Origin of the sequence: Streptomyces sp. SD31, from assembly GCF_052068475.1 — a bacterium.
In the GTDB taxonomy this organism is placed as follows: Bacteria; Actinomycetota; Actinomycetes; order Streptomycetales; family Streptomycetaceae; genus Streptomyces.
In genome coordinates this window covers 18,663-42,353 of sequence record NZ_JBQHCX010000006.1, presented here as the reverse complement: position 1 = coordinate 42,353, position 23,691 = coordinate 18,663, and the positions used below count along the sequence as shown (strand labels likewise).

At 67.9% G+C, this 23,691-nt stretch carries 23 protein-coding genes and 3 pseudogenes; 14 read left to right on the top strand and 12 right to left on the bottom strand.

The features are described 5' to 3' along the window. Positions 1–9 precede the first annotated feature (9 nt). Positions 10–990, top strand: coding sequence for an NADPH:quinone reductase (locus ACTMVF_RS14430; protein WP_441271407.1), 981 nt, complete (start codon positions 10–12; stop codon positions 988–990). Between the two features lie 54 nt (positions 991–1,044). Here the strand turns inward: ACTMVF_RS14430 and ACTMVF_RS14425 are convergent, their stop codons facing one another. The 3 genes from ACTMVF_RS14425 to ACTMVF_RS14415 all read right to left on the bottom strand — a co-directional run bounded on the left by ACTMVF_RS14425 (position 1,045) and on the right by ACTMVF_RS14415 (position 2,401). After that, complete coding sequence (locus ACTMVF_RS14425; protein ID WP_441271406.1) at positions 1,045–1,326, bottom strand: Lrp/AsnC ligand binding domain-containing protein; 282 nt, start codon at positions 1,324–1,326, stop codon at positions 1,045–1,047. A 34-nt stretch (positions 1,327–1,360) separates the two neighbouring features. Continuing rightward, positions 1,361–1,612, bottom strand: a complete 252-nt coding sequence (locus ACTMVF_RS14420; protein ID WP_441271405.1) for a hypothetical protein — start codon at positions 1,610–1,612, stop codon at positions 1,361–1,363. Positions 1,613–1,768: 156 nt separating this feature from the next. Then, positions 1,769–2,401, bottom strand: coding sequence for a TetR/AcrR family transcriptional regulator (locus ACTMVF_RS14415; protein WP_441271404.1), 633 nt, complete (start codon positions 2,399–2,401; stop codon positions 1,769–1,771). Between the two features lie 222 nt (positions 2,402–2,623). Here ACTMVF_RS14415 and ACTMVF_RS14410 point away from each other — a divergent pair, with 222 nt between their 5' ends. The 5 genes from ACTMVF_RS14410 (at position 2,624) to ACTMVF_RS14390 (ending at position 8,039) form a co-directional block, all read left to right on the top strand. Further along, entirely contained in the window at positions 2,624–3,487 is an 864-nt protein-coding gene (locus ACTMVF_RS14410) for an MBL fold metallo-hydrolase (protein WP_441271403.1), read from the top strand. Positions 3,488–3,541: 54 nt separating this feature from the next. Beyond that, the gene (locus ACTMVF_RS14405; protein WP_441271402.1) at positions 3,542–5,155 is read left to right on the top strand and encodes an MFS transporter; all 1,614 of its coding nucleotides are present in this window, start codon (positions 3,542–3,544) and stop codon (positions 5,153–5,155) included. After that, positions 5,152–6,096 (top strand): fumarylacetoacetate hydrolase family protein, encoded by a 945-nt coding sequence (locus tag ACTMVF_RS14400; protein WP_441271401.1) that lies wholly within the window; start codon positions 5,152–5,154, stop codon positions 6,094–6,096. The genes ACTMVF_RS14405 and ACTMVF_RS14400 overlap by 4 nt, the downstream gene beginning before the upstream one ends. A 297-nt stretch (positions 6,097–6,393) precedes the next feature. Continuing rightward, a complete protein-coding gene (locus tag ACTMVF_RS14395; RefSeq protein WP_441271400.1) occupies positions 6,394–7,113 on the top strand; it encodes a menaquinone biosynthetic enzyme MqnA/MqnD family protein in 720 nt (239 codons plus the stop codon). A 122-nt stretch (positions 7,114–7,235) separates the two neighbouring features. Further along, positions 7,236–8,039, top strand: a complete 804-nt coding sequence (locus tag ACTMVF_RS14390) for an SDR family oxidoreductase (RefSeq protein ID WP_441271399.1) — start codon at positions 7,236–7,238, stop codon at positions 8,037–8,039. Positions 8,040–8,517: 478 nt separating this feature from the next. Here ACTMVF_RS14390 and ACTMVF_RS14385 read toward each other — a convergent pair whose 3' ends face one another. After that, positions 8,518–9,702 (bottom strand): IS701 family transposase, encoded by a 1,185-nt coding sequence (locus tag ACTMVF_RS14385; RefSeq protein WP_441271398.1) that lies wholly within the window; start codon positions 9,700–9,702, stop codon positions 8,518–8,520. A 157-nt stretch (positions 9,703–9,859) separates the two neighbouring features. On the opposite strand from ACTMVF_RS14385, the gene ACTMVF_RS14380 reads away from it, so the two are divergent. Next, complete coding sequence (locus ACTMVF_RS14380) at positions 9,860–10,549, top strand: hypothetical protein (RefSeq protein ID WP_441271397.1); 690 nt, start codon at positions 9,860–9,862, stop codon at positions 10,547–10,549. A 33-nt stretch (positions 10,550–10,582) separates the two neighbouring features. Here ACTMVF_RS14380 and ACTMVF_RS14375 read toward each other — a convergent pair. Further along, positions 10,583–10,710, bottom strand: a pseudogene (locus ACTMVF_RS14375) (IS5/IS1182 family transposase); the annotation flags it as partial. Positions 10,711–10,889: 179 nt separating this feature from the next. Here ACTMVF_RS14375 and ACTMVF_RS14370 point away from each other — a divergent pair. After that, positions 10,890–11,424, top strand: a pseudogene (locus ACTMVF_RS14370) (DUF6233 domain-containing protein). Between the two features lie 16 nt (positions 11,425–11,440). Here the strand turns inward: ACTMVF_RS14370 and ACTMVF_RS14365 are convergent. The 4 genes from ACTMVF_RS14365 to ACTMVF_RS14350 form a co-directional block, all read right to left on the bottom strand. Next, positions 11,441–11,569, bottom strand: coding sequence for a hypothetical protein (locus tag ACTMVF_RS14365; RefSeq protein ID WP_441271396.1), 129 nt, complete (start codon positions 11,567–11,569; stop codon positions 11,441–11,443). After that, the gene (locus tag ACTMVF_RS14360) at positions 11,556–11,978 is read right to left on the bottom strand and encodes a hypothetical protein (protein ID WP_441271395.1); all 423 of its coding nucleotides are present in this window, start codon (positions 11,976–11,978) and stop codon (positions 11,556–11,558) included. Before ACTMVF_RS14360 ends, ACTMVF_RS14365 begins: the two co-directional genes overlap by 14 nt. Positions 11,979–12,612: 634 nt before the next feature. Next, the gene (locus ACTMVF_RS14355; protein WP_441271394.1) at positions 12,613–13,314 is read right to left on the bottom strand and encodes a relaxase domain-containing protein; all 702 of its coding nucleotides are present in this window, start codon (positions 13,312–13,314) and stop codon (positions 12,613–12,615) included. A 329-nt stretch (positions 13,315–13,643) separates the two neighbouring features. Further along, on the bottom strand, positions 13,644–14,033 hold the full coding sequence (locus ACTMVF_RS14350; protein WP_441271393.1) for a DUF6223 family protein: 390 nt from the start codon (positions 14,031–14,033) through the stop codon (positions 13,644–13,646). Positions 14,034–14,272: 239 nt separating this feature from the next. Here ACTMVF_RS14350 and ACTMVF_RS14345 point away from each other — a divergent pair, with 239 nt between their 5' ends. Further along, positions 14,273–15,400, top strand: a complete 1,128-nt coding sequence (locus ACTMVF_RS14345; RefSeq protein ID WP_441271392.1) for a sensor histidine kinase — start codon at positions 14,273–14,275, stop codon at positions 15,398–15,400. Continuing rightward, a complete protein-coding gene (locus ACTMVF_RS14340; protein WP_441271391.1) occupies positions 15,397–16,056 on the top strand; it encodes a response regulator in 660 nt (219 codons plus the stop codon). Before ACTMVF_RS14345 ends, ACTMVF_RS14340 begins: the two co-directional genes overlap by 4 nt. Before the next feature lie 301 nt (positions 16,057–16,357). Here the strand turns inward: ACTMVF_RS14340 and ACTMVF_RS14335 are convergent, their stop codons facing one another. Continuing rightward, on the bottom strand, positions 16,358–16,816 hold the full coding sequence (locus tag ACTMVF_RS14335) for an SMI1/KNR4 family protein (RefSeq protein WP_441271390.1): 459 nt from the start codon (positions 16,814–16,816) through the stop codon (positions 16,358–16,360). A gap of 136 nt (positions 16,817–16,952) precedes the next feature. Beyond that, a protein-coding gene (locus tag ACTMVF_RS14330) for an IS5 family transposase (protein WP_441271389.1) occupies positions 16,953–17,764 on the bottom strand; the annotation gives its coding sequence in 2 pieces (ribosomal slippage) (positions 16,953–17,438 and positions 17,441–17,764; 810 coding nt in all). On the opposite strand from ACTMVF_RS14330, the gene ACTMVF_RS14325 reads away from it, so the two are divergent. Beyond that, complete coding sequence (locus tag ACTMVF_RS14325) at positions 17,755–18,087, top strand: hypothetical protein (protein ID WP_441271388.1); 333 nt, start codon at positions 17,755–17,757, stop codon at positions 18,085–18,087. The genes ACTMVF_RS14330 and ACTMVF_RS14325 overlap by 10 nt on opposite strands. A gap of 363 nt (positions 18,088–18,450) precedes the next feature. Here the strand turns inward: ACTMVF_RS14325 and ACTMVF_RS14320 are convergent, their stop codons facing one another. After that, positions 18,451–19,146, bottom strand: coding sequence for an ester cyclase (locus ACTMVF_RS14320; protein WP_441271387.1), 696 nt, complete (start codon positions 19,144–19,146; stop codon positions 18,451–18,453). A 388-nt stretch (positions 19,147–19,534) separates the two neighbouring features. Here ACTMVF_RS14320 and ACTMVF_RS14315 point away from each other — a divergent pair, with 388 nt between their 5' ends. From ACTMVF_RS14315 to ACTMVF_RS14305, 3 genes and pseudogenes are all read left to right on the top strand, one after another. After that, on the top strand, positions 19,535–20,593 hold the full coding sequence (locus tag ACTMVF_RS14315; RefSeq protein ID WP_441271386.1) for a TerC family protein: 1,059 nt from the start codon (positions 19,535–19,537) through the stop codon (positions 20,591–20,593). A gap of 678 nt (positions 20,594–21,271) precedes the next feature. Continuing rightward, positions 21,272–22,394: pseudogene (locus tag ACTMVF_RS14310) on the top strand (amidinotransferase). Positions 22,395–23,054: 660 nt separating this feature from the next. Beyond that, entirely contained in the window at positions 23,055–23,324 is a 270-nt protein-coding gene (locus ACTMVF_RS14305) for a hypothetical protein (RefSeq protein ID WP_441271385.1), read from the top strand. Positions 23,325–23,691 lie beyond the last annotated feature (367 nt).

Sequence of the window (23,691 nt, the reverse complement as noted above, 5' to 3'; positions counted from 1 at the left end):
GGCTTGCACATGCTTGCATCCTGGTATGACCGACAGGGCCGGGCATCCGATGCGCTCCAGGTGGGCGAACTGCCCGACCCGCAACCTGGCCCGGGCGAGGTGCGCGTGCGCGTCACCGTGTCGGGCGTCAACCCCGGTGACACCAAGAAGCGGCGCGGCTGGCTCGGTTCATCCATGCCCTTTCCCCGTGTGATCCCGCACAGCGACGCGGCCGGCGTCGTCGACGCCGTCGGTGAGGGAGTCGACAGCACGCGGGTGGGGCAGCGGGTGTGGGTATATGGTGCCCAGTCCTACCGGGCTTTCGGCACCGCCGCCCAGTACGCGGTTGTACCGGACCACCTGGCTGTGCCCCTGCCTGATCACCTCAGTGACGAACTCGGAGCCGCCCTGGGCATCCCCGGCGTCACCGCGCACCGGGCCGTGTTCGGCGACGGCTCGGTCGACGGCAGGGCCGTGCTGGTGCAGGGTGTTCTCGGCGGTGTCGGATCGCTGGCGGCTCAGCTTGCCCGCTGGGGCGGAGCGACCGTCATCGGCACCGTGACGCGCGGCAAGGACCTTGATCGCGTCGACGGCTCCGTGGTGTCCCACGCCGTGGCCCTCGACCAGGACGACCCGGCCAAGGCGATCCGAGCCTGCGCGCCCCAGGGTGTGCACCGGATCGTTGAGGTGGCGCTCTCCGACAACGCCGATCTGGACGCCGAGGTGGTGGCGGGCGACGCGGTCATCGCCGCTTACGCCACCCGGGCCGACCGGCCCCAAGTGCCGTTCTGGCCCCTGCTGTTCGCCAACGTGACCCTGCGCCTGATCGGCAGCGACGACTTCACCGTCGAGGCGAAACGGCAGGCGGCCCGTGACCTCACCGCCGCTGCGGCCGTCGGTGCCCTCAGTGTCGACATCGGTGCCCGCTACCCACTGGACCAGATCGCCCAGGCCCACGACCGCGTCGACGTCGGTGGTCGCGGCCGAGTTCTGGTCTCCATCCCCCAGTGAAGGCACCGCAGGCATCTGCGTCTGGGTCTCAGACATACGGCTGCGCTGTGCCGCTCACCACTCTTGCTTGACCAGTTTCATGGTCTGGTGGGAGATGGTCCGACTGACACCGGGTAGGCGGAGGAACTTGGTGGTCTGGAACCGCTCGTACTCGGCGACGTCGGCGACCAGGACCCGCAGGATGTAGTCCGGGCTCCCGAACACTCTGCGGACCTCGACCACTTCCTCCAGTGCGGCGACCGCGGACTCGAACTCCTCCAGCGAGCGTTGGTCGTTCACCGTCACTTCGACCGCGACCGTGACCTCGAACGAGCGCCCCGCGGCGGCGGGGTCCACCCTCGCGTGGTAGCCGGTGATGACGCCCTCTTGCTCAAGGCGCTTGACCCGGCGCAGGCAGGGAGCCGTGAATGGTGTTGCCGTCCAGCTCGTTGCCCTGCACGAAGACCGCGTGGTCGGCTCCCGCTTTCGCACTCTTCGTCGTCGCGTCTTCGTGCACGCGGGGGACTTCCCCCGCCGAGGCGATTGCCACCGTCGTCGCGACAGCCGCCGAGGCGAGCATGCCGGCCCCTGCCATGGTCAGCCGCACCTGCAACTTTGACTTGCGCCTGGTATGCCTGCTCACGCCTGACTCCTCGTACCTCGCCGCCACCGCCGGTCGGTGACGTGCAGAGCCAGAGTTGCCTGTGGGACGGGTGGGGTGACGGCGATCCGGTCCCGCGTCAGCTTCTCGTAAGAACTTCCGTTCACTCCGGAGGTTCCAGCTGCGGTCCCGGTCGGCTCATCCGGAGGTGAGGAGGCCCCGCAGGGCGATGTCGAGCGCGGCATCGAGTCTGAGGGGCAGGTCGAAGGGCGGTGGTTCCTCCCGGATCCATCGCAGGACAGAGGAGAAGTAGCAGGACGCGAGCAGGGCGCCGGCCTGGTCTGAGTCGACCGTCCGCCGGATCTCGCCGCGCCGCTTTCCCTCTTCGACGATCTTCGCGAGTTCGATTTCGAGTGACGGATCCTGCAGCAGTCGGCCGAACCGCGCTGAGGCGTCCATCAGGACAGTGGACTCCGCGCGGGAGGCGACGTTGAGTTCGGCCATCTCCCGCAGATAGCGCCTGAGTCGCTCGCCGACCGGCAAGTCTTCTGCGTGCTCCTGGCCGAGGATGGCCGCGACCAGTGCTCGGCGGCGGGCGCCCCACTCCTCCAGGAAGCCGACCTTCTGCGAGAAGTGGTTGAACACGGTGGCTCGGGCAACGTCGGCGGCATCCGCGATCTGGTCCATGGTCGTCGCCTCGTAGCCCTGGTCGACGAACAGTCCCACAGCAGCTTCGTACAGCTGGTCGCGGACCTGGCGGCGCTTGCGCTCGCGGCGCCCGGGCGCCGACGCCTCGGCTGGGGGAGCCGTTCCTGGGTCCGGGATCTTCATGAACTCCAGTACAGCACAGCGCCGCACGCCTCTTGACCTCTTCGCCGAGCCGGATCTAGATTCCAGTCCATTGATGGACTCAAGTCCATCAATGGAGAAACGTCTCGCATTGTTCGCGAGGCACGGACAGGAGGCAGCGTGGCTTCCGTAATCCCCTTGACGGGCCGTGTGGAGGTTGGCGACGGCTGCCATGCCTGGCTTGCGAGCCAGGGTGGCTGGGGCATGAGCAACGCCGGGCTGGTCGTCGGCCGGGGCACGTCGCTGCTCGTCGACACCCTCTACGACCTGCGGCTGACCGCAGAGATGCTCGACGCATTCGCTCCCGTGACCGCCGACGCCCCCATCTCGACCGTGGTCAACACCCATGGCAACGGCGATCACTGGTTCGGCAACCAACTGGTGGCCCATGCCGAAATCGTCGCGGCCCGCGGCTCACTGACCGACATGCGGCAGGTGGGCCCGGCCGAGATGCGGCAGCTGACCGTCGCGCCCGAGCTCACCGGGCGCTTTGCCCGCCGGATCTTCGGCCCCTTCGACTTCACCGACGTCACCCCAGTCCTTCCGGAGCGGGTGTTCGACGGCGAACTGGTGCTGGACATAGGTGGCACGGAGGTCCGTCTCATCGACGTGGGCCCCGCGCACAGCGCGGGCGACACGATCGTCCACGTGCCACGGGCCCGTGTCGTCTACACCGGCGACATCGTGTTCGCCGGCGCCACCCCCGTCGTATGGCACGGGCCGTTCACCAACTGGCTCGCCGCCTGCGATCTGCTCCTCGGTCTCGACGCCGACGTCATCGTGCCCGGACACGGCCCGGTCACCACCAAGAAGGCCGTCCGGAACATCCGCGACTACCTCGAATTCGTCCACGAGCAGGCCGTCACCCGGTTCACCGCCGGCATGCCGGTCATGGACGCCGCACACGACATCCGCCTCGGGCGCTTCGCCGAGCTGGACGAGAGCGAACGGCTCGCCGTCAACGTGCACACCGTTTACCGGGAGCTCGACCCCTCCCTGCCGCCCCTCGACGGCCCTGGCCTGTTCGGCCGCATGGCCCAACTCGCCTGCGCTCACCACGGTTTCTGAGCCGCCGGTCATTCCCCGGACCGCCCGGTCCCCTGGCCATCCCAAGGAGGAGACATGGTCTCCAGCCCTGCCTACGACCCACCTGCCGACCCGTCCGCCACCCCGCGGGCCCGGCACACCGCAACGATCGTCGCCGGCTGCCTCGCCGTGTGCCTGGCCCAGATCGGCCTGGTGCTGCCCGCCGCGATCAACGGCGTCATCCAGCACTCCCTCCAGACCTCCGGCGCCGAACTGACCTGGATCAGCGACGCGTTCCTCGTGCCGGCCGCTGTGCTCGCGCTGACCTTCGGCGTCCTCGGCGACCTCTACGGTCGTAAGAAACTGCTGGTGGGCGGCGCCCTGCTGGCCGCCGTCGGGTACGCGGTCTCCGCTACCTCCCACTCCGCGGCGCAGCTGATCACCGGCCAGGCCCTCTCGGGCATCGGCGCCGCCGCCCTCTTCCCCGCCTCGCTGGCCGTGATCACCGCAAGCACGCCGACGCCGGCCGCCCGGGCCCGCGCCCTCGCTTCGTGGACCACCGCCCTGTCCCTCGGCGCGCTCATCGCCCCGCTGCTCTCCGGCGTCGTCGTCGAACTCACCTCCTTCCGCTGGGCGTTCGCCGCCACCGGGCTGCTCGCGCTCGTGGCGGCGGCAGCGGCGTGGCTGCTGACCGGTGAGTCAAGCGCTCCTGAGGGCCGCTCACTGGACTGGCCGGGGCAGGTCACCATCGCGCTGTCTCTGCTGGCCCTGCTGTACGGCATCATCCAGGGCCCTTCGGACGGCTGGGGCTCGACTCCCGTCGTCCTCTCCTTCGTCACCGCTGCCGTTCTGCTCGTCGCCTTCGTCTGGGCGGAGAACCGCAGCGCCTCGCCGATGCTGCGCCTGGAGCTGTTCCGCATCCCGGCCTTCGCCGCCTCGGCCGCGATGGCGGTCATCGGCATGTTCGGCTTCCTGGGCGGGGCGTATGACCTGAGCATCCGGCTCGGCGTGATCCAGTACAAGAGTCCGCTGGAGGCCGCGGTGCCCTTCCTGGTGATCCAGGGCATCACTCCGTTCATCTGGCCGCTCCTGGTCCGGCTGCTGCACAAGGTCGGCCCCGGTCCGATGCTCGTCGCCGGCTTCACGGCGTTGGCTGTCGCCCAGCTGTGGCTGCGCGAAGTGCCGATACACGAGACCGGCCTGGTGCCCCTGCTCGGCCCGCTGGTCCTCAACGGCGTCGGCTTCGGCCTGGTCGTCGCCGCGATCACCGCCGCCGCCGTCAACGTCGTACCGTCCAGCCTCACCGGCATGGCCAGCGCCACCACCAGCCTGGTCCGCGACCTCGGCCAGACCCTCGGCCCGGCCGTCGTGGGCGCGGTAGCCCTCGGCATGGCGACCAGCCGGCTGACGGACGGCCTGGCCGACGCGGGACTCACACCCGCCGAACACGGAACCGCAGCGGCCGTCCTCGACGCGGGCGGACCCATCGCCCTGCACACAGCTGAGCTCGGTCCGCTCAGCGCCAAACTCGCCCCTCTGACTGAACGGGCTCTCGCCGACGGTTACAACAACGGGCTAATCCTCACCGCGATCGCCTGCGTGGTCGCCGCCGTCATCGCCGCCGCCTTCCTGGGCATCCGGCAGACCGGCGACGGTTCGCCAGCTGAGACCGACGCACCGGTCACCAAGCCAGAGGGGATCCGAGCATGAAGTATGCGACCTTCTTCCGCGACGGTCAGCAGCACTCCGGAGTCGTCATCGACGACCGGGTCCACCCCTTCGAACACGGCGCAGGCCTGCTGGAACTCATAGAGGCCGGCGCAAGCGACCTGCGAGCCGCCGGAGCCCGGGCCCTGACCAGATCGCCGCCCTTCTCCCTCGCCGAGGTCCGGCTGCTGCCACCGATCCAGCCCCCGACCGTACGGGACTTCATGACCTTCGAAGGCCATGTCGCGGGCGTCGCAGAAGGATACGGCGACACCGTGCCCGAGGAGTGGTACGCGCAGCCCGCGTTCTACTTCACCAATCCGTACGCGATGATCGGCGCCTTCGACGACGTCCCGGTTCCGCCCGGCTGCCGGCGCTTCGACTTCGAACTGGAGGTGGCGGCCGTCGTCGGACGAGCCGGGCAGGACCTGACTCCCGAGCGGGCACGCGACCACATCATCGGCTACACCATCCTCAACGACTGGTCCGCCCGAGATCTGCAGGGCCGCGAGATGAAGGTCAAACTGGGCCCGGCCAAGGGCAAGGACACAGCCACCACTCTCGGCCCGTGGCTGGTCACCGCTGACGAAATCGAGCCCCACCGCGACGCCGACGGATTCCTGGACCTCAAACTCACGGTGGACGTCAACGGCGAGACCGTCGGGCAGGACACCCTCGCCAATATGGCCTGGACGTTCGAGGAGATGGTCGCCTACGCCTCACGAGGCACCTGGGTCCGCCCCGGAGATGTCCTGGGCTCCGGTACCTGCGGCAACGGCGGATGCCTGGCCGAACTCTGGGGCCGCCACCGCATGTTCGAACCGACGCCCTTGGAGCCCGGCGACACCGTCACCATCACGGCCCAGGGTTTGGGCACCCTCAGCAACACGATCGTCGAGGGAGTGGACCCCGTTCCCATCGCTTCGGCGCGCCGCAGACTGTGACGCCTCGCGATGCCCGCGCCCGTGGCGGCGGTGACCTTCCGGTGGACCGCTGCCACGGCACCAAGCCGTGATCGAGGAGACGGCATCGTCCGGCAGCCCACGGACCAGGGTCTGTTGTGCCGGGCATATGGTGCCGGGCGTGGACACTGCTGATGAACGGGCCCGCCGGGCAGGGCGCCCGCGCGTGGGCCGCACCGGCTTCCTGAACTGCGTTCCCTTGTTCTGGGGGTTGGCCAGAGCGCGGCGCTGCTGAACATCGACCTGGTCGAGGACACTCCGCATGCACTGGCACGACGGTTGCTGGCCGGAGACCTCGACATCGCGGCGGTGCCGGTGGCGGAGTACCTGCTCCACCGTGACCACTTGCTGCTCCTGCCGGATATCGCAGCGGGCAGTGACGGGCCCGTCATGTCGTGCACGATCCTCGCGAAAGTACCGATCGTGGAACTGCAGGGCCGGACCGTCGCGATCGCGTCGAGCAGTCCGACCTGCGGTCGACTGGCCCAACTGCTCCTGGATCGGCAGGAGATGGAATGCCCGCAGTACGTCACTTCTTCCGAGGACCTTGACGACATGCTGCATGAGGCGGACGCGGCGGTACTCACCGGCGACTTGGCGCTGCGTTACGCGATAGACCGGGTCGCACGTGACGGACTGCACGTGTACGACCTGGAAGCGCTGTGGAAGCGGCGGACCGGCCTGCCTTTCGTGTTCGGCGTGTGGGCGGTCCGTCGCGATGTGGCCGCGCAGACACCGCACATGGTGCGAGAGGTCCACGGTGCTCTGCTTGCGGCGCGGGATCTGGCGAAGACTGAGGCCGCCGAGCTGGCGCGGCGCGCGGTTCGGTGGGAGGTTTTCGATGCCGCGACCCTGGAGTACTACTTCACTGGCGCGCTCGACTTCTTTCTGGCAGAGCAACAGTTGGCCGGACTCACGGAGTTCGCGCATCGTACCGGCCATCAGGACTTCACCGTGGATAAGACGGGTTCGGCGGCGGTCTTCGCTTCGGTGACGTAATGGCCCAGCAGACCGAACTCTGCCAAGCCCGTCATGAGTGAGAGCGTTCTCCCAGATGAGACGGCATGCTGCGGTCGGCTGCCGCTACTGTTCAGCGCATGAGCTTGAGGAATGCACGTGCCATGGACGTCAGTTCGGCCCATGTGATCGTGACCGGAGGGTCGAGCGGTATTGGCCTGGCCACGGCCCGGCTGCTCGCGGAGCGGGGCGCGAAGGTGTCCCTGATCGCGCGGGGACGGGACCGTCTGGAGGCGGCGGCGAAGGAGCTGTCGGCCGTTGCGCGGACGGCCGACGTGGCCGATCAGGCGGCCCTGACCCTCGCGATCACCGAGCTCGAACAGGAACAGGGACAGCCCTGCGACATCCTGATCACGTCGGCGGGTCTCGCTCGTCCGGGGCACTTCCTGGAGCTGCCGGACGAGGTCTTCCGAGAGATGATCGAGGTCGACTACTTCGGGACGCTGCACGCGCTCAGGGCCGTGGCCCCCGGCATGGTGAAGCGCGGGCGGGGCAGCGTGGTCGCGGTGTCATCCGCCGCCGGGCTGATCGGGATCTTCGGCTACAGCGCTTACGGACCGGCCAAGTTCGCCGTACGCGGGCTGATGGAGTCGATACGAGCCGAACTGACGCCGCACGGAGTGCACGTCGGGGTTGTCTTCCCACCGGACGTGGACACCCCGCAATTCGCCGAGGAGAACCGGTGGAAGCCGCAGGAGACCCGGGCGGTCGGCGGAACGATCAAACCGCTGACCGCGGAGAAGGTCGCGGCGGCGATCGTGGCGGGTATCGACCGGCGGCGTTTCGTGATCTGCCCGGATACAGGCACGCTGGCGCTGGCGCGGTTCGGCAGTGTGTTGATGCCGCTGCTCAACCGGGAGTTCGACCGCAGGGTGAGGTCGATCGCCAGGGCGGCCAAGGGGATTTGACCCACGCAAATGCAAGCCCGGTCAGAGGGAAGTTCCCCCGATCTAACGGGAGTCAGTTGCCAAACTCGGCTCAAGCCTCCGCGTGGAGCGGCCGTTGGTCACGCCAGCACATACGGGACCGCGGTCGCCGCCCACTTGCTCGAAGGCACAACCGCCAACTGGCATGTAGGACAAGCTCAGTGGTCAGGCCGCTCGAGTTCGCCAACTGATCGGCCCCCATGCAGCGGACGCCATCCTGGCCCGTATCGCCCACTCGCTGATGGATGTCTTCGCCAACCGCGGAGAGGCGGACCTCATCACCGAAGGCGCCGCCTAGTACTGCAACGGTGTTTGTGCTGATTGCTGGGCAGTTTTCAGGGGCTGTGTCCGCGTCGCTTGTAGTGGCTGACGCGGGCTTGGTGTTGGCGTCGTCGACGCCAGCGTGACCAGTGCAGGATGTGGTCGACAGTGACGGGCCGGCGGTCGGTGAGGCGGGTGATCAGTCGTCTGATCTCGGCAAGGCTGAGATGGATGAGCTGGGAGGATCCGTTTCTGCTTTGTCGCTGTCCAGCTCACGGGCTCGCAGGATGGTCAAGCAGGCGTGAGCGGCCATGGCCAGGGTCATGTGGCGGTGCCAGCCGGGATAGCGGCGGACCTGGTAGTCGTCCAGGCCGCATTCCTGCTTCGCGCTCTGGAAGCATTCCTCGATGGCCCACCTGCTGCCCGCGATGCGGATCAGGTCGTCGAGGGTGGTCTCGGTGGGGCAGTAGGCGATGTAGTAGGAGACCTCCCCAGGCCGGCTGACGCTGCGGCGGGCGATGACCCAGTGGCGGCGATCGGGCCGGTGCCAGGGCCGCACCTCGACGCGAGCCCAGTCGTAGATCCGCAGGCCGTGAGCCCCGGTGCCGCAGGAACGGCGCTTCCACTTCTGCCGCGGCAGGCCGTTGAACAGGTCGTGGACGGGGTGGTCGATCGCCCAGCGGGTCACGACGGTGTCGTGCCGGGTGGTGGCCATGACGTGGAAGACATCGGCCTGCTCCAGCTCGAAGCGCCAGCCCTTGGAAAAGCCATAGGCGGCATCGGCAGTCACCCACCGAAACGGGATCCGGTCCGCGATCGCGCGACGGACCATCGCCTTCGCCATGGCCACCTTCGTCTCGAAGGCGACGTCGTCACCGATGCCGGCCCGGCGGCACCGCTCGCGGTCCTCCATCCAGGACGTGGGCAGATACAGCCGTCGGTCGATCAGTGTCCGTCCACGTGGGGTCGCATAGGCGAGGAAGACGCCAATCTGGCAGTTCTCCGTCCGCCCGGCGGTGCCGGAGTACTGCCGCTGCACCCCGGCCGACCGCATGCCCTTCTTCAGGAAGCCTGTGTCGTCCACGATCAGGACGGCCTCACGGTCACGGAGGTGCTCGACGACGTAGTCACGCACGTCATCGAGTACCTCGTCGGCGTCCCAGTCGATCCGGTTCAGCATCCGGTGGATGCGGTCCGGGCCTGAATGGCCGGCCTGCTCGGCCAGCGTCCAGCCGTTCTTCCGCCCCAACGGAGCGATCAGCCCGCGCATATAGGCCAGTGCCGACTCCCTCGGCTCCGACCTGCTGAACCGGTGCACGAACCGCTCGTGCAGAGCGGTCAGTTCACCGGCCCACAACCTGACATCAGCAAGGTCCCCACCCATAGCCACACCAACGACCAACCTGGCCAGCAGTCACAACAAGCACCGTTGCAGTACTAGGGCCTGTGTGATGTCGTGATCAATCGGTTCTGTCACTCGCATGGGTGGCAATGTCCGTCAGGAGTGCTCGGTTGCTGTCGGGTAACCGAGACTGACCATCGTGACTTCACCGACACCTTTGGGGCGGCGCCACATGCTCCGCCAAGCGGCCGCTGCCGCCCTTGTCGGCACGGGACTGCTGCTGGCCACTGGACCGAACGCCCAAGCAACTCAGCGCCGGGCCGCCGCGCTGCTGCCGATTGGGCAGACCATCAACATGTCGATGAACGCCTTCGGTACCAGTCTGGTGGTGCCACTGCCCCCGCCTCTTCCCCGCTTGAACTTCATCGGCAGCATTGCGGTGGAAGTCCTTGTCGGCGGCCCGAGTTTCGTCCGTCTTCGGACCCTGAACTTCGCCATGGCTGCCAGTCATCCGCTGCTCGGGCAGGTCACGCTCAAGCTTCCCGACATCGACGTGTCCCCCCTAAGCACCCTCGAGATGGGTCCGGGCGGGCTTATGCACACCTGGGTCCAGTCGATGGACATGATCTTCGAGCGGTTCGGTGACCTCGCTGGACCGCTCTTCTTTGAGACCACCCAGCCCGCAAAGGCAAGCGGCAGCATGCCTACTTTCCCGCCCCCGCCTCGGGGCACCAACCCCGACGGGTCGCCCACCGGCGGCGCCTTCCTCAAAGCGGCGGGACCCATCCACTTCAAGCCGAAGAACCTCCTGCCCGTCGGCCTGCCTCTGGATCTCTCTGCCGTCCAGTTGCAGTGGGACGGCGTCAACGAAGAACATCTCCTCGCCTAGGGCAATACACCTAGGGCCTGTGTGTGGGTGTGATCAAGCAGGTGTCTGCAGGAGGTCGTTGGTCCAGATCATTTCGATGCGCGGAGGTGGAGGCCGGCAAGGTAGCTCTCGGGTGTCTTGTCGTATCGGGTCGCGATGCCCCGCCAGGCCTTCAGCTTGTGGGGCCGGGGAATCCGGTCATGCCGTCCCTCTCTGCCGCCTGCTGGTCGCGCCCATCCTCTCCGTGACGCGCTGATCTACGCCACTGCCCTACTCAGGTGGTGCGGCCGGGAGTTCCAGGCGAGGCAGCGGCCGTGGCTGACTTCCTACTGTGGTGGCCGTGACGACGCCTTCCGAGCCGATGCCGGTACCCGTGCGGGTCGTGCTGCCCGCCGACCCCGTGCTCGGGACTGAGCAGCAGGAGATCGTGGCGCGGCTGTGGAAACGACGCCAGACAGAAACGGGCTGGTTGTACCTGGTGGGCCCGCCGTCGTACCGAGATCTCGAGGACGTCGACGTGGAGGCGGCGGAGTACCGGGTGTGGGTGCGTGCCCCGGAGCATGTGCGGCGGGTCGACGGCGTCGACTACGACCAGGTCGTCACCGAGAGGTTGGAGCGGTCGCCGCAATCAGTGGTCCGGGAGGTCCTCGGGGAGCGCCGGCCTTCGGGGTGGGTGCTGCAGAAGGTGGGCGGCGGGCGCGGTCCCGCCCAGGGTGTCCTGCACGCTCTGCGAGGAGGCGCCGAAGGACGCGCCGCTGCTCGACTGGAAGCGCGCCCTGGACGTCGCGGCGAACCCAGCGACGCGGCAGTGCGTGCTGTGCGGGTGCGCCCAGGAGCTCACCCCGCTGCTGAAGGGCTTCGACCACATCACCGGCTCCGATCCCGGCGAGTCCTGAACAGGCCAGCCCCAGGCTAGGCGTTGATCTCGATGTCCTCGGAGCGGGACGCCCCTTGGAGGGCGATCGCTCCGTCGTAGACGACCCAGATCGCCCCGGCCGCCGTCAGGCACTGCTGGCGGCTGCGGGCCTCATCGACGTCCACCCTGGCCCCCAGCCGCCCGGGCGCCGGCCACCGCGGGCGCGCGGTCCCTGATGGTCGGGTGGGGCTGCCCCGTCTCCCCCGAGGATCGGACGTGGTGGTCGATCACCGCGACCGCCGTCTCCCGCGCGAGTTCGAACGTGGGGCTGCCGTACGCGGCGAGCAGCTGCTCGCGCTCGGCAGCGCCCAGGGTTTCGTACGGGCAGGTCTGGAGGGCGACCAGGGCGTGGTGCTGCAGGACGCCTCGGACGCTGCCGGACCGGCTCTCATCGGGGCCGGTGAGCGGAAGGCCGGCGATCTGCGGCCCTTCCAGACAGATGCTGGAGGCGAGCCGTACGCGGCGGCGCCGATCAGCGTCACCACCCGGGGACGATCGGCTTCCGGGACGTCCTCGCCCTGCCGCAGGTGCCACAGCACCAGCTCGTCAGCGGCGGAAAGGCAGTATTCCCAGGTGGCTTGGGGAGGGCGCAAGGCTCCGGTCATGCCGCGACCGTATCGGAGGGCCAGTTGGCCGGTTGGGGGGAGTCGCGTTCCTGTCCGGGCACGGCTCGAACAGGCGTGTCATTCGGCCGGTTATCCTGCGGGCGAGGCGGCTGGTGGTCGCCGCCTAGAACAGGACGCACGATGTCGACTCCCCCGCCCCCGGTCTCCGAGCCGGACCCGTCCGCGCTGACCTGCCCCGGTGACCGGGTCGGTCTGTGCGCCGGCTGCCAGCGCAAGACCCACAAGTAACGGCTCCGGTGGCTGCCCGCTGTGCCAGTGGTGCATGGCGCCGGTGCAGGAGAAGTGGGGCCCGGGCGTGCGTTACGTCAGCACGCGCGCGTAGGCAGCCGCAGCAGGGAGAGGACTGATCGCCGGACGGCCGTGCTCGAGGCTCTCTACGCTCCGGATCATGAACTGGACGAATGAGCTGGCCGTCTTCGGAGCCGTCACCGGTGCGGCCGGCTTCGGCTGGCAGATATGGAGCCACCGCCTCACCGGTGGCCGTGTCGAGGTCTTGTCCACCCGGCAAAGAACCGGCCCTCCCTCCTTGATGACTACAAGCCCTACCTGGACGGCCGGGGTCCGGCGGCCGGGCTGGGGAACGGTGAGCTGACGCGAGTGGTCGGACAGGGCGCGGTCGGCGATGTAGTCGTCCAGGCCGCGCGTGAACTCCTGGCCGCGCAGGGTCTCCAGCAAGTGACGGCGGGCTTCGGCCAGGACGTGACGGCGGGCGAAAAGTGCCGCGCACGGTGAAGACGACCGCAGCGACGTCGACGGCAGCGAGCGCGGTGTCCACCACCGGGTCCACCCTGGGCCCGGATCGCCGCATCCGCTGTGCGGCAGCGCTGAAGGAGCCCGTCGACCACCTGCTTGCCGAACTTCAGGAGCGCGGACGCCCGCCACCATGCGAGCAGCTGCTTCAACGGGCGCGGGGTCTTCTTCTCGGGGCGGGTCTCCTGCGCCGCCCACCAGGCCAGGCCCTGGCGGGCGCGCTCGCCGGGCAGCCGCCCGTGCTTCTGCGCGTACTTGTAGGTGAGGCCTTCCAGAACGTCCTCGATCCGCTGACGGCGGGTCGACGACCAGTCGATCAGCTCGGAGTCGACACCGGCTATCTCCATCACCGGGCGCAGGCCCGGCGTCACCTCCCGGGGCACCGTCGCCAACCCCAGCTCCTCACACACCTCGGTCGTCATCGCGAGGGTGTAGAGCGTCCCGGCGGCCACCACATGCTGGTAGAGGCGAACCGTGTCCAGAGCGCCCCACACCGGTGTAGGCCGGCACTCGGAGTGTCCCGTGCCGCTGTCGTCGCCTGGGCCTTCCCGGTTGTCTCATTTGAGGGACATGGCATTTCTGTCTCACGATCTTGTCCCCTCTCGGGTGTCATCGGCAGGTCTGTCCCTATCCAGGTCTTCCAGGAACGACCCAAACTCGGGAAACTGGTCGACCCGGACCGGGTAGCCATTGCCGGTCCGCGGGCGTAGTTGACCCTTCTGGGGCCCTGAGGCACAGGCCCTCGCCGTACTCGTCACGGGCCCGCGCCTGACCATGTCCGGCCGCGTTCGTATTCGCTGCGGCCGGTCAGCCGGTCAGCCGGTCAGCCCGTCAGCCGGTCAGCCGGTAGGTCTGTGCGGCGGAAGGGGGCCCGAGCCAGGCCCCCGAGGACTATGCCGATCAGCCCTATCGCGATGGCAAAGACGGATCCGACTACCCCATTGCCGGTGCCGGGACCACCGTCGGCGATGGCCAGCGCCACCCCGGCGAGAACTATGCCGGTCAGCCCGACCGCCATGGCCACGATGGCACCGGTACGCCCGTTACCGGTGCCGATACGTCCTTTAGCGCGGGCCAGCGCCAGCGCGCCGATGGCCACACTGGCCAGCGCCACCAGATCAGCCACAACGGACGGACCTCGCCCTTGGATGCTGTAATCCTCGGCGGCGGTCACAAGTTGGATCGACATCGTCAGGGCTTCGGGTGAGTTCATGTCGCTCTCCTCTTTCACGACTTTCACGCGTTTCGTTTCCGAGATTCGGATGTGTCCCGATCGTGCCTGCCGACCGCGCCGCCGGTCGTCCCGCAGGCGCAGGCACTTTGCGCTGCCGCCGATGCCGCAGGCTCCTGCTGCGGATGCGGCAGGCGCCGCGCGGCTACCGCGGGCGCGGTAGCCGACCACTCCTCCACGAGCGGGACTCGCCTGCAGCGACCCCTGGCTAAGGTGCGCGCATGGACAAAGGACGGTTTGGTGTCCCGGCCGGTGTCAGGGACTGGACGATCGCCCTCGGTGTGGCGGCCCTGCTGCTGGGCACCGGGCTGTCCGGGGAGCACCCCGACGCGGACCCCGACGTGCTCGGCTACGCGCTGCTGGCGGCTGGCGGCCTCGCGCTGGCCGCGCGTCGCCGCGCTCCGCTGGCCGTCCTGGCCGTCACCGGGCTGAGCGCGGTGGGTTACCAGGCGGCCGGTTTCGACGTGCTCGCCGTCTCGTACCTGGTTGCGGTGTACGGCGCGGTGCGGGCCGGGCACCGCGCTCTCACGGTGGCGGCGTCCGTGACCATGCTGGTTGTTCTTCACCTCACTGTGCTGGTCTTCCACGGTGGGCCTGCGGGCGAGGCTTTGGCGCAGGCCCGCCACGTCCTTGAGGTTGCCTGGCTGATCGCCGCGTTTGCCGCCGGGGAGGCGCTGCGCCAGGCCGAGCAGCGGGCGGACGAAGCCGAACGCACCCGGGAGGAGACAGCGCGGCGCCGCGCAGATGAGGAGCGGCTGCACATCGCGCGGGAGCTGCATGATTCGCTCACTCACCAGATCTCGATCATCAAGGTGCAGGCGGAAGTCGCCGTCCACGTGGCCCGCAGGCGGGGTGAACAGGTACCCGAGGCCCTGCTGGCAATCCAGGCGGCCGGACGTGAGGCGACCCGGGAACTGCGCGCCACCCTGGAGGCGCTGCGCGATGACGACACCACCCCGCCCCGCGGGCTCGACCACATCCCGGAGCTGGTGGAGCAGGCGAGCAGGGCCGGCCTTGAAGCGACGTTGACGATCGGGGGACAGCGGCCTGACGTGCCGGCCGCGGTGGGCCGGACCGCCTACCGGATCGTTCAGGAGTCGCTGACCAACATCGCCCGGCACGCCTCTGCCGCGACCGCGTCGGTCCGCATCGACTACCGGACCGACTCACTTGCCATCCAGGTCGATGACGACGGCAAGGCCACGCCGGACACGGTGCCGATGCCCGGCCTGGGGCTGCTCGGCATGCGTGAACGCGTCACCGCCCTCGGCGGCCGCCTGTGTGCTCAGCCGCGCAGCGAGCGCGGCTTCACCGTCCAGGCCGAACTCCCCGTGGACCACACCTCATGATCCGTGTCCTGCTGGTCGACGACCAGCCGCTCATCCGCAGCGGATTCCGTGCACTCCTCAACCTCGAAGACGACATCGAGGTGGTGGCCGAGGCCGCCGACGGCGCGGAGGGCCTGGCGCTCACCAAGCAGCACCTGCCCGACATCGTGCTGATCGACATCCAGATGCCGGTCGTCGACGGCATCGAGGCCACCCGGCGCATCGCTGCGGACCCGGCCCTGGCCGGCGTGCACGTCGTCATCCTCACCAACTACGGCATGGACGAGTACATCCTCGACGCGCTGCGCGCCGGCGCCGCCGGATTCCTCGTCAAGGACATCGTGCCGGACGACCTACTGCACGCCGTACGGGTAGCCGCCCGCGGTGACGCGCTGCTCGCCCCGTCCATCACCCGCAAGCTGATCAACCGGTACGTCACCCAGCCCCTCCCCACCACTGGTGCCGCACTGGAGGAGCTGACCGGCCGCGAACGCGAGGCCGTCACCCTGGTCGCGCAGGGCCTGTCCAACGACCAGATCGCCGACCGCATGGTGATCAGCCCGATGACCGCGAAGACCCATATCAACCGGGCCATGACCAAACTCCACGCCCGCGACCGCGCCCAACTCGTGGTAGTCGCCTACGAATCCGGCCTGGTGACGCCACGCAACCTCTAACATCCAAGGGCCGGGGACAGGGTGCGCCTCGATGATCCCCTTATCTCCGCCCGGCATCGTGCACACCTGACGCGGCGGTCGCTGCAGCAGGCCGTAGCCCCGCACGACGCGCCGGTTCAACAAGGGCGCGGCTCCGGCTGCGTGCGGGGCGACGCCTCGGCCATGGCCCGCAGACCTTCCTTGCGCGAGAGCGTGAGGTTTGCCGACGCTCAAGCAACTGGCCGACCTCGACGAGGCCGCGAGTGCGTCTCATCGCGTTGTCCCTTACAGCGACTAACAGAATGGGCGCCGGGAACTGTACCTATAGGTATCCCGGCTCGCCGTCGGCGACGAACCGTGTCAGGGATCGCTCCAGCAACTCCAGAAACTGCCGCAGGTCATCAGCCACCTTGTCGAGTTCCGGGTCGTCCAGCGACGCCGTCCGCGTGCGATAGACCGCACCACTGGGGCAGGCGACGTAGGACAGGCCGCCACCGTTCGAGCCAATGACCAGGCCATGGGCCTTCCGGTCCGCGCCCAGGTCTACAGCGCCGTACTCCTGGAGCCGCAGCAGGACGTCACTTGCCGGGTCGATGAAGTAGCCGTTGCCGACGTCCTCCCAGGTGACGTCGCCGATGCTCTCGTAGAAGGTAACCAGGTCAGCTGGAATGAGGCTCACTTGGGCAAGCGTGCGAGCCGCGGCGTGGTCCTCGTGGTCGGCTGGCCGGACCTCGTTGGTGCCAGGGGGAAAGCCGTGCCGACTCTCGAACTCGCCTGTCATCGCTGCCAGGGTCCCCGAGACTCTGTCGATCCACGACGCCAGCCAGGAGGGCGAAAGTGAACGGTCAATCATGAGGCCGGATCATGACATGAGCCACGGACACCCACGCGGTGACCAGCGACCTTGCACCCCAATGTCAGCGCAGTGCCTTGAGTTGCCGGTGGGTGATGAGGCGGCAGGCGAGTTTGAGGAACGCTTCGTGGATGTCGGCCCTGTGTTCCCAGCGGACACGTAGCCGCCGGAAGCCGTGCAGCCACGCAAAGCTCCGTTCGATCACCCAACGGTAGGTGCCCAGCCCAGTGCCGTGTCGGGCTCCGCGGCGGGCGATGGCCGGGATGATGCCTCGCTCGCGGGCCTGGTCGCGGTAGATGTCGTGGTCGTAGCCGCGGTCGGCGAACAGTGAGTCGGGCTTGCGGCGGGGATGGCCGACCCGGCCGCGGACCGGCGGGATCGCCTCGAGCAAGGGCAACAACTGGGTGACGTCGTTGCGGTTGCCGCCGGTCAGCAGGACCGCGAGCGGGGTGCCGTGCCCATCGGTGATCAAGTGGTGTTTAGAGCCGGCGCGGCCTCGGTCGACCGGCGAGGGGCCCGTGTGCTGCCCCCTTTTAACGCCCTGACGTGGGAGGAGTCGACCACGCAGCGGGACCAGTCGAGCCGTGAGACCGCGTTCAGTTCGGCCAGCAGGACCTCGTGCAGCCGCTGCCAGACGCCGGCCTCGTTCCAGTCCCGCAGCCGCCGCCAGCAGGTCATGCCCGAGCCGAAGCCCAGCTCCTTGGGCAGGTACTCCCACTGGCTGCCGGTGTGCAATACGTACAGGATCCCGCACAGCACCTCCCGGTCCGGCAACGGTTTACGCCCTGGGTACCGAAAGCGCCTCGCGCGCTGCGGCAGCAACGGCTCAAGACGGTCCCACAGCTCATCCGACACGATCCACGGCGATGTCCCCACACCGGACCGAACGCTCAACTACCGCCCTGGACACGGCCATCAGGGGCGATCCGCCTCATTGTGTTAGCTGTTGTAAGAGAGGGGAAACCGAGGTCGACGGCAAACCAACCATCACACTGACCAAGGAAGAGGACGGCGCCACCACAAACACCTACGTCGCCACGGAGGACGAGCCCTACATCCTCAGGGTCGTCACAAAAGGCGGGGGCGAGCCCGGCGATCTCACGCTGACCGATTACGACAAGCCCGTTTCGGCGACCGCTCCATCATCTGAGGACGTAGTCGCTGTGGAGGAGCTGGAACAATTGGGCGGTGCATCCTGAAGGCCAGGGCAAGCGGGCGACCGCGCAGGAGAGTTCGCGCAGCAGCCAGCCGGGGCTGGCGCAGGCGAACCGGTCGTCGCTGACAAGGTTCGCGGCGCAGGCGTCCGCCAGCAGGTCGACGAACCCGGCGAAGGGCCATAGGCCGTAGGCGCCCGCGGGGTCGTCGAAGGCGTTGCGGCCCTCGATGTCGTCGCAGGACAGGTGCTACGGCGTGCCGGGCGACGGCCGAGCGCTCGGTGATCACATCGCGAGTTTCCTCGCCGCTGCCGTTACCGACGGCCACGGCACACGATTGAGGGGCGGCCTCCATAAGACCGCCCCTTACTCGGCGTGCCGTCTCACGCAACCAGAGCCTGGGACGGGTCAGGCTTGCACGGCCCCCAGTTGCCGCATCAGGCCGAGGTCGTCCCAGTTCCACCAGCTCTCGGCGATCTTGCCGCCCTGGCAGCGGAACGTAGCGTGCCCGGTTCCGGCGACGTCCCGGTTGGTGGGCTCCAGTCCCTGGTAGGTGCCGGTGTGCCGACCCTGGAAGGTGATCCGGCAGGTCACCAGGTCGCCCTCGGCGATCATGCTCTCCACGGTGAGCCGGGGATTGAAGGCGTCCAGGATCTCGCCGTTCTCCCGCTTGGCCTGGGCGAGGTCCACGTCGTAGGAGGAGAGGGAGGGGTCGTGCTCCCGGTAGTTGCCGGTGCACAGCTCGTCGGCGAGGTCGAGGTTCTTGGCGTTGATGACCTCGTCGAAGAAGCGGCGGACGACGAGCTTGTTGAGCTGCTCGTCCCGTACGACGTCGAGGTCCGTGAAGGTGGGCGTCTCCTCGCAGGCGGCGACGAGTTCCTCGAAGATGCGGTTGGTCTCGGGGAGGTTGGAGTTCTTCATCGCCTCCTCGTAGGACGGGAACTCCACGATCTCGACGACATGGTTGGAGTCCCCGCGGTCCCGACCGACGATCGAGTGCGTGGCGGTCCGCTTGCCCTGGGTCGCCTCGACCCAGCTGTCCATCAGCCGGTTGAGTTGATCGACATTGCTGGTCTTGCAGTCGATGAGTTGGACGAAGGTCATGAGCCTCTCCCACGTGTTGAGTGACGCATGCCAATCAATCGGCAAAATTCAGGCTATACCCGGCTCTTTGCCCTTGCCTCTCTTCGCCACCGCCCGCATGCCCGCAGGGCAACCGCCATAGCCTGCGGTACGCCGCTGATCAACTTCGGACAGCGAGAAGCCCGTCTACGCGACCGCCCGCGACCGCCAAGTCCTCCGGGGCACCCGGCCCGGCGACGGAGACCTCCGCGTACCGAGCGCCGCTCGCCTCGTGGCGTGCACGCACCGCGAAGCTGACGCGGCCAGACATGCTCCGCCCCCAGCCCTGATGTCGCCCGGTCCAGTGAAATGTCGCAGACTCCCGTATAGGAGCCCGTATCAGCGTGGGCCGCCGAGAAGGTGACGGGTTGTGCCTGAGGTCCCGTTCTGGCTGTGGGGGGCGTTCGCGGCGACGGTGGTGGTGTCGCTGGCGGTGGACCTGCTGGCCCACCGCACCGCGCACGTCATCGGCTTCAAGGAAGCTGCCGCCTGGAGCGCCCTGTGGGTGAGCCTCGCTCTGGTCTTCGCCGGTGTCGTCTTCCTCGTTCTCGGCGAGACAGCCGGCACCGAGTACACCACCGCGTGGCTGCTGGAGAAGAGCCTGTCGGTGGACAACCTGTTCGTGTTCGCGGTGATCTTCGCCTACTTCAAGGTGCCGCGCGCCTACCAGCACCGGGTGCTGTTCTTCGGCGTGATGGGCGCCCTGGTCTTCCGCGGGATCTTCCTCTCGCTCGGTGTCGCCGTCGTCAGCCGCTTCACCGCGGTGCTGTTCGCCTTCGCCGCCGTCCTGTTCTACAGCACCTACAAGCTCCTCAAGAACGAGGAGGAGAGCTTCGACCCGGGCAAGAGCTTCGCCGTGCGGATGCTCCGCAACTTCATGCCGGTCCGGGACGAGTACGCCGGCATGAAGTTCTTCGTCAGGGAGGCCGGCAAACGTGTGGCCACCCCGCTTCTCGCGGTAGTCGCCGCGATCGAGGCAGCCGACTTGATCTTCGCCGTCGACAGCGTCCCCGCTGTCCTCGCTGTCAGCGACGACGCCTTCATCGTCTACACCAGTAACGCGTTCGCCATCCTGGGCCTGCGCGCCCTCTACTTTATGCTCTCGGGCCTGCTGGACCGCTTCCACTACCTGAACAAGGGCCTGGCGATCATCCTCGCTTTCATCGGCATCAAGCTCATCCTCCAGGCATCCCACAAGATGATCAGCCCAAGCATCCCGGAAATCCCCTCACCGATCAGCCTCGCGGTCATCGTCGTTGTTCTGGCCGCATCCGTCATATTCAGCCTGCTGCGACCCGCCCCACTCCACCTGACAGCCGCCGCACAGGATGAGAAAGCACCCTCCCTGTCAGACCCCCCAACCGAGAACCCCGGACCTGCCGGCGCACATGGTGAACAGGACCAGCAGCGGGATGATCCGCCCCGGTAACACCCTGGCCAGCGCACTGATCATCACTGCGGTGAACGACCTGCGGCCCGTCCCCTTCCCCGGCCACACAGCCTATTGTTAAAGAATGAGCAAAGCCGCGCACGAGACCGACCCGCCAGGGACGCAGGTGTGCTCGGTCTGCAAGCACCCCCTCGAAATGACCATCAGGGGACGGCACAAGACTCTCGGAATCTTCGTGCCGGTGTGGGGCCCGGGCACCTGCCACAACCCCGACTGCCCCGAGTACCTGGAGAAGCCGGAACACAAAAGGCCCCAAGACCATTGACCGTCAGACGGGACGCCCAGCCCACGGACGCTACTCCGGCCGGGGCATGGGACTCACAGTGAGCCCCGCTAGTCGGTCACTTGCCGGGGCCATCAGGGCTGCGCGGATGCAGGCCGAGGTCACCGCGCACGCGGCCCCGGCCGTACAGGCACGCACTCGGCGGCGCTACGCGTACCGGGGGGATGAGTGCGGCGGTACACGGACTGTCGGCGGTGTTGTGGCGCATGCGACGCGGACAGCCCTGCCAGGCCACCTTGAGTAACGTGTTGGGTACAGGCAATGACGAGTTTCTGCGATGTGAAGCGGTTGAACATGGCGGTAGCACTGAGGTCCGGCATTCTGACGGCGGTGGCAGACAACGATGCCCATGCGTGGGCTGTGGACTGCACGTGATGTCGGCGTCATCGGCCACGACAGACAACGCCACGGAGCCTCTCGTTTCGCCGGTCAATTCACACAACGAGTGGGACCCGCTGGAGGAGGTCGTCGTCGGGCGTCTCGAAGGCGCGACGATCCCTTCCAAGCATCCGGTCGTGGCCTGCAACGTCCCACCATGGGCGGCGCGTGTGCAGTGGCTTGCCGCAGGCTTCAAATATCCGCGTGTGCTGATCGAGCGGGCGCAGCACGAACTCGATCAGTTCATTTCTCTCCTGCGGTCTCTCGGCGTCACGGTCCAGCGCCCGGACGCGGTCGACCACAGGCGACGCTTCGGCACCCCGCACTGGTCATCGCGGGGTTTCTGCAACACCTGTCCGCGCGACAGCCTCCTCGTGATTGGCGACGAGATCATCGAAACCCCGATGGCCTGGCCCTGCCGGTACTTCGAGACCCACTCCTACCGCCCGATCCTCAAGGACTACTTCCGGCGCGGCGCCCGCTGGACGGCGGCACCGAAGCCGCAGCTCACCGACGAGCTGTTCGAGCAGGACTTCCGTGCACCCAAGCCCGGCGAGCCCATGCGCTACATCCTCACCGAGTTCGAGCCGGTCTTCGACGCCGCGGACTTCGTGCGCGCGGGCCGGGGATTTGTTCGTCACCCGGAGCAATGTCACCAACCGGATGGGCGTCGAGTGGCTGCGGCGCCATCTCGGACCGGGCTATCGCATCCACGAGATCGAGAGCCGCTGCCGCACGCCCATGCACATCGACACGACGTTCGTCCCGCTCGGCGCCGGCAAGGTCCTGGTCAATCCAGAGCACATCGACGTCGACCGCCTACCCGACGTCCTGAACTCGTGGGACGTCCTGGTCGCCCCTGAGCCCGACCCGATCGACGAACTCCTGCTGAGGATCACCTCGATGTGCGGCAAATGGCTCAGCATGAACGTGCTCATGGTCGACGAGAGGCGGGTGGTCGCGGAGCGGCACCACACCGGCATGCTGCGCGCGCTCGAGCAGGGGGGGGTCGAGCCGATCCCGTACGACGTCATGCACTACGCGCCGTTCGGCGGCTCATTCCACTGCGCGACCCTCGACATCCGGCGCCGCGGCGCGCTGGAATCGTATGTCAGTTGACTGCAGGGTGCCGGTGAGAGGTCCCAGCAACAAACCGGGCGGTGCCTGCCTGCCGGGCCACAGAAAGCAGGCCCCCCGCGCAGTTCCACACCTCGAGCCGACTCGGCGAAGCCCTCAAACTCGGTGACCGACCGCGCTGGGAACAGCCGCGCAGGAAGCCCACCGGAGGAGCGGCCTCACCACCACCTCCAAACACTTCCCCGATGAAAGGGGGAATTCAGACGATACCGGGGCGCCCGATCCTGGATCAGCGCCGATGTCCGGTCGGCCGCGCCTGCGCCCATCTACCAGGAGGCGTACGGACCGTGGACCCGGTCTGCGGTGCACCATGAGGGAAGAACCTGCCGGGGGCATCGCGTGCAGTGCTGTCTGCGGCCGTACTGACCGCCGTGCTCGTGGTTCCCATGGTCGCATTGGCCTGGCGTCTGTTGGACCGTCGCCCCTGGGCCGACCTGGGGCTTCCTTCGTTGCAGGTGGCTGGGCGGCCCCCGCCGCGATCGGATTCACGCTCTGTCTGGGACTGGGCTGGGCGGAGATCGCTCCGCCGACGTCCGCCGCGGAGATCACCGGGGTCGCCGTGCTGTTCGCCGTTCTGGTGTTTCCCTATGAGGCGCTGCCCGAAGGGTTGGTCTCTTCACCCTCTTCGGGTTCCTGGTCGGTGTGGCCCCCACCCTGAATCGGCTCTTCATCTTCTTCACTTTCGCGCTCGTCCTGGGAGTCTTCCGCGCCGCCACCGGCGACATCGCGGCCGGCGTCAGGTTCCAGCTCTCCTTTCAGACCGTCGCGCAGCTCTTGGACAGCGAGGGCGCGGTATTCGAGGTGTCCGGGACGGCCGCACTCGCCCTGGGCGGCTTTCCCTTCACATTGGAGTGGATGGCCATGGTGCGGCTGCGTCGCGAGCGCCTGGACTGGAAAACTCCTCAACCGTAGGGCGCTCTTCCGCCATTCCGGCCAGTCCGTCACGAACTCGGGCAGGGCCGACTTCCGGCCGCTGGGCGTTCCTCAGCCCCGGGTCCGGACTTCCTTCCAGAAGGCGTCAACCCGCGACGATATTGAAGGGCAGTCACCGCAGGGAGACATCTGGGCAATCTCTCGGTCGCGGCGCCGACCCGGGACACCCAGCGGCTCGTCGAGCTTGTGACCCGGCTCAAGGGGACGAACTTCAGCACATCGAAGGCCAGTTCACGCCACCCACGACACGCTTTCAGGCTCTCTTCAGGTCGAAACCTTAAGTTAACCCTGCAAAGGATTTTGCAGGGTTATTGTGTTTCTTGGTGGATCATTGACTAAGCGTTGG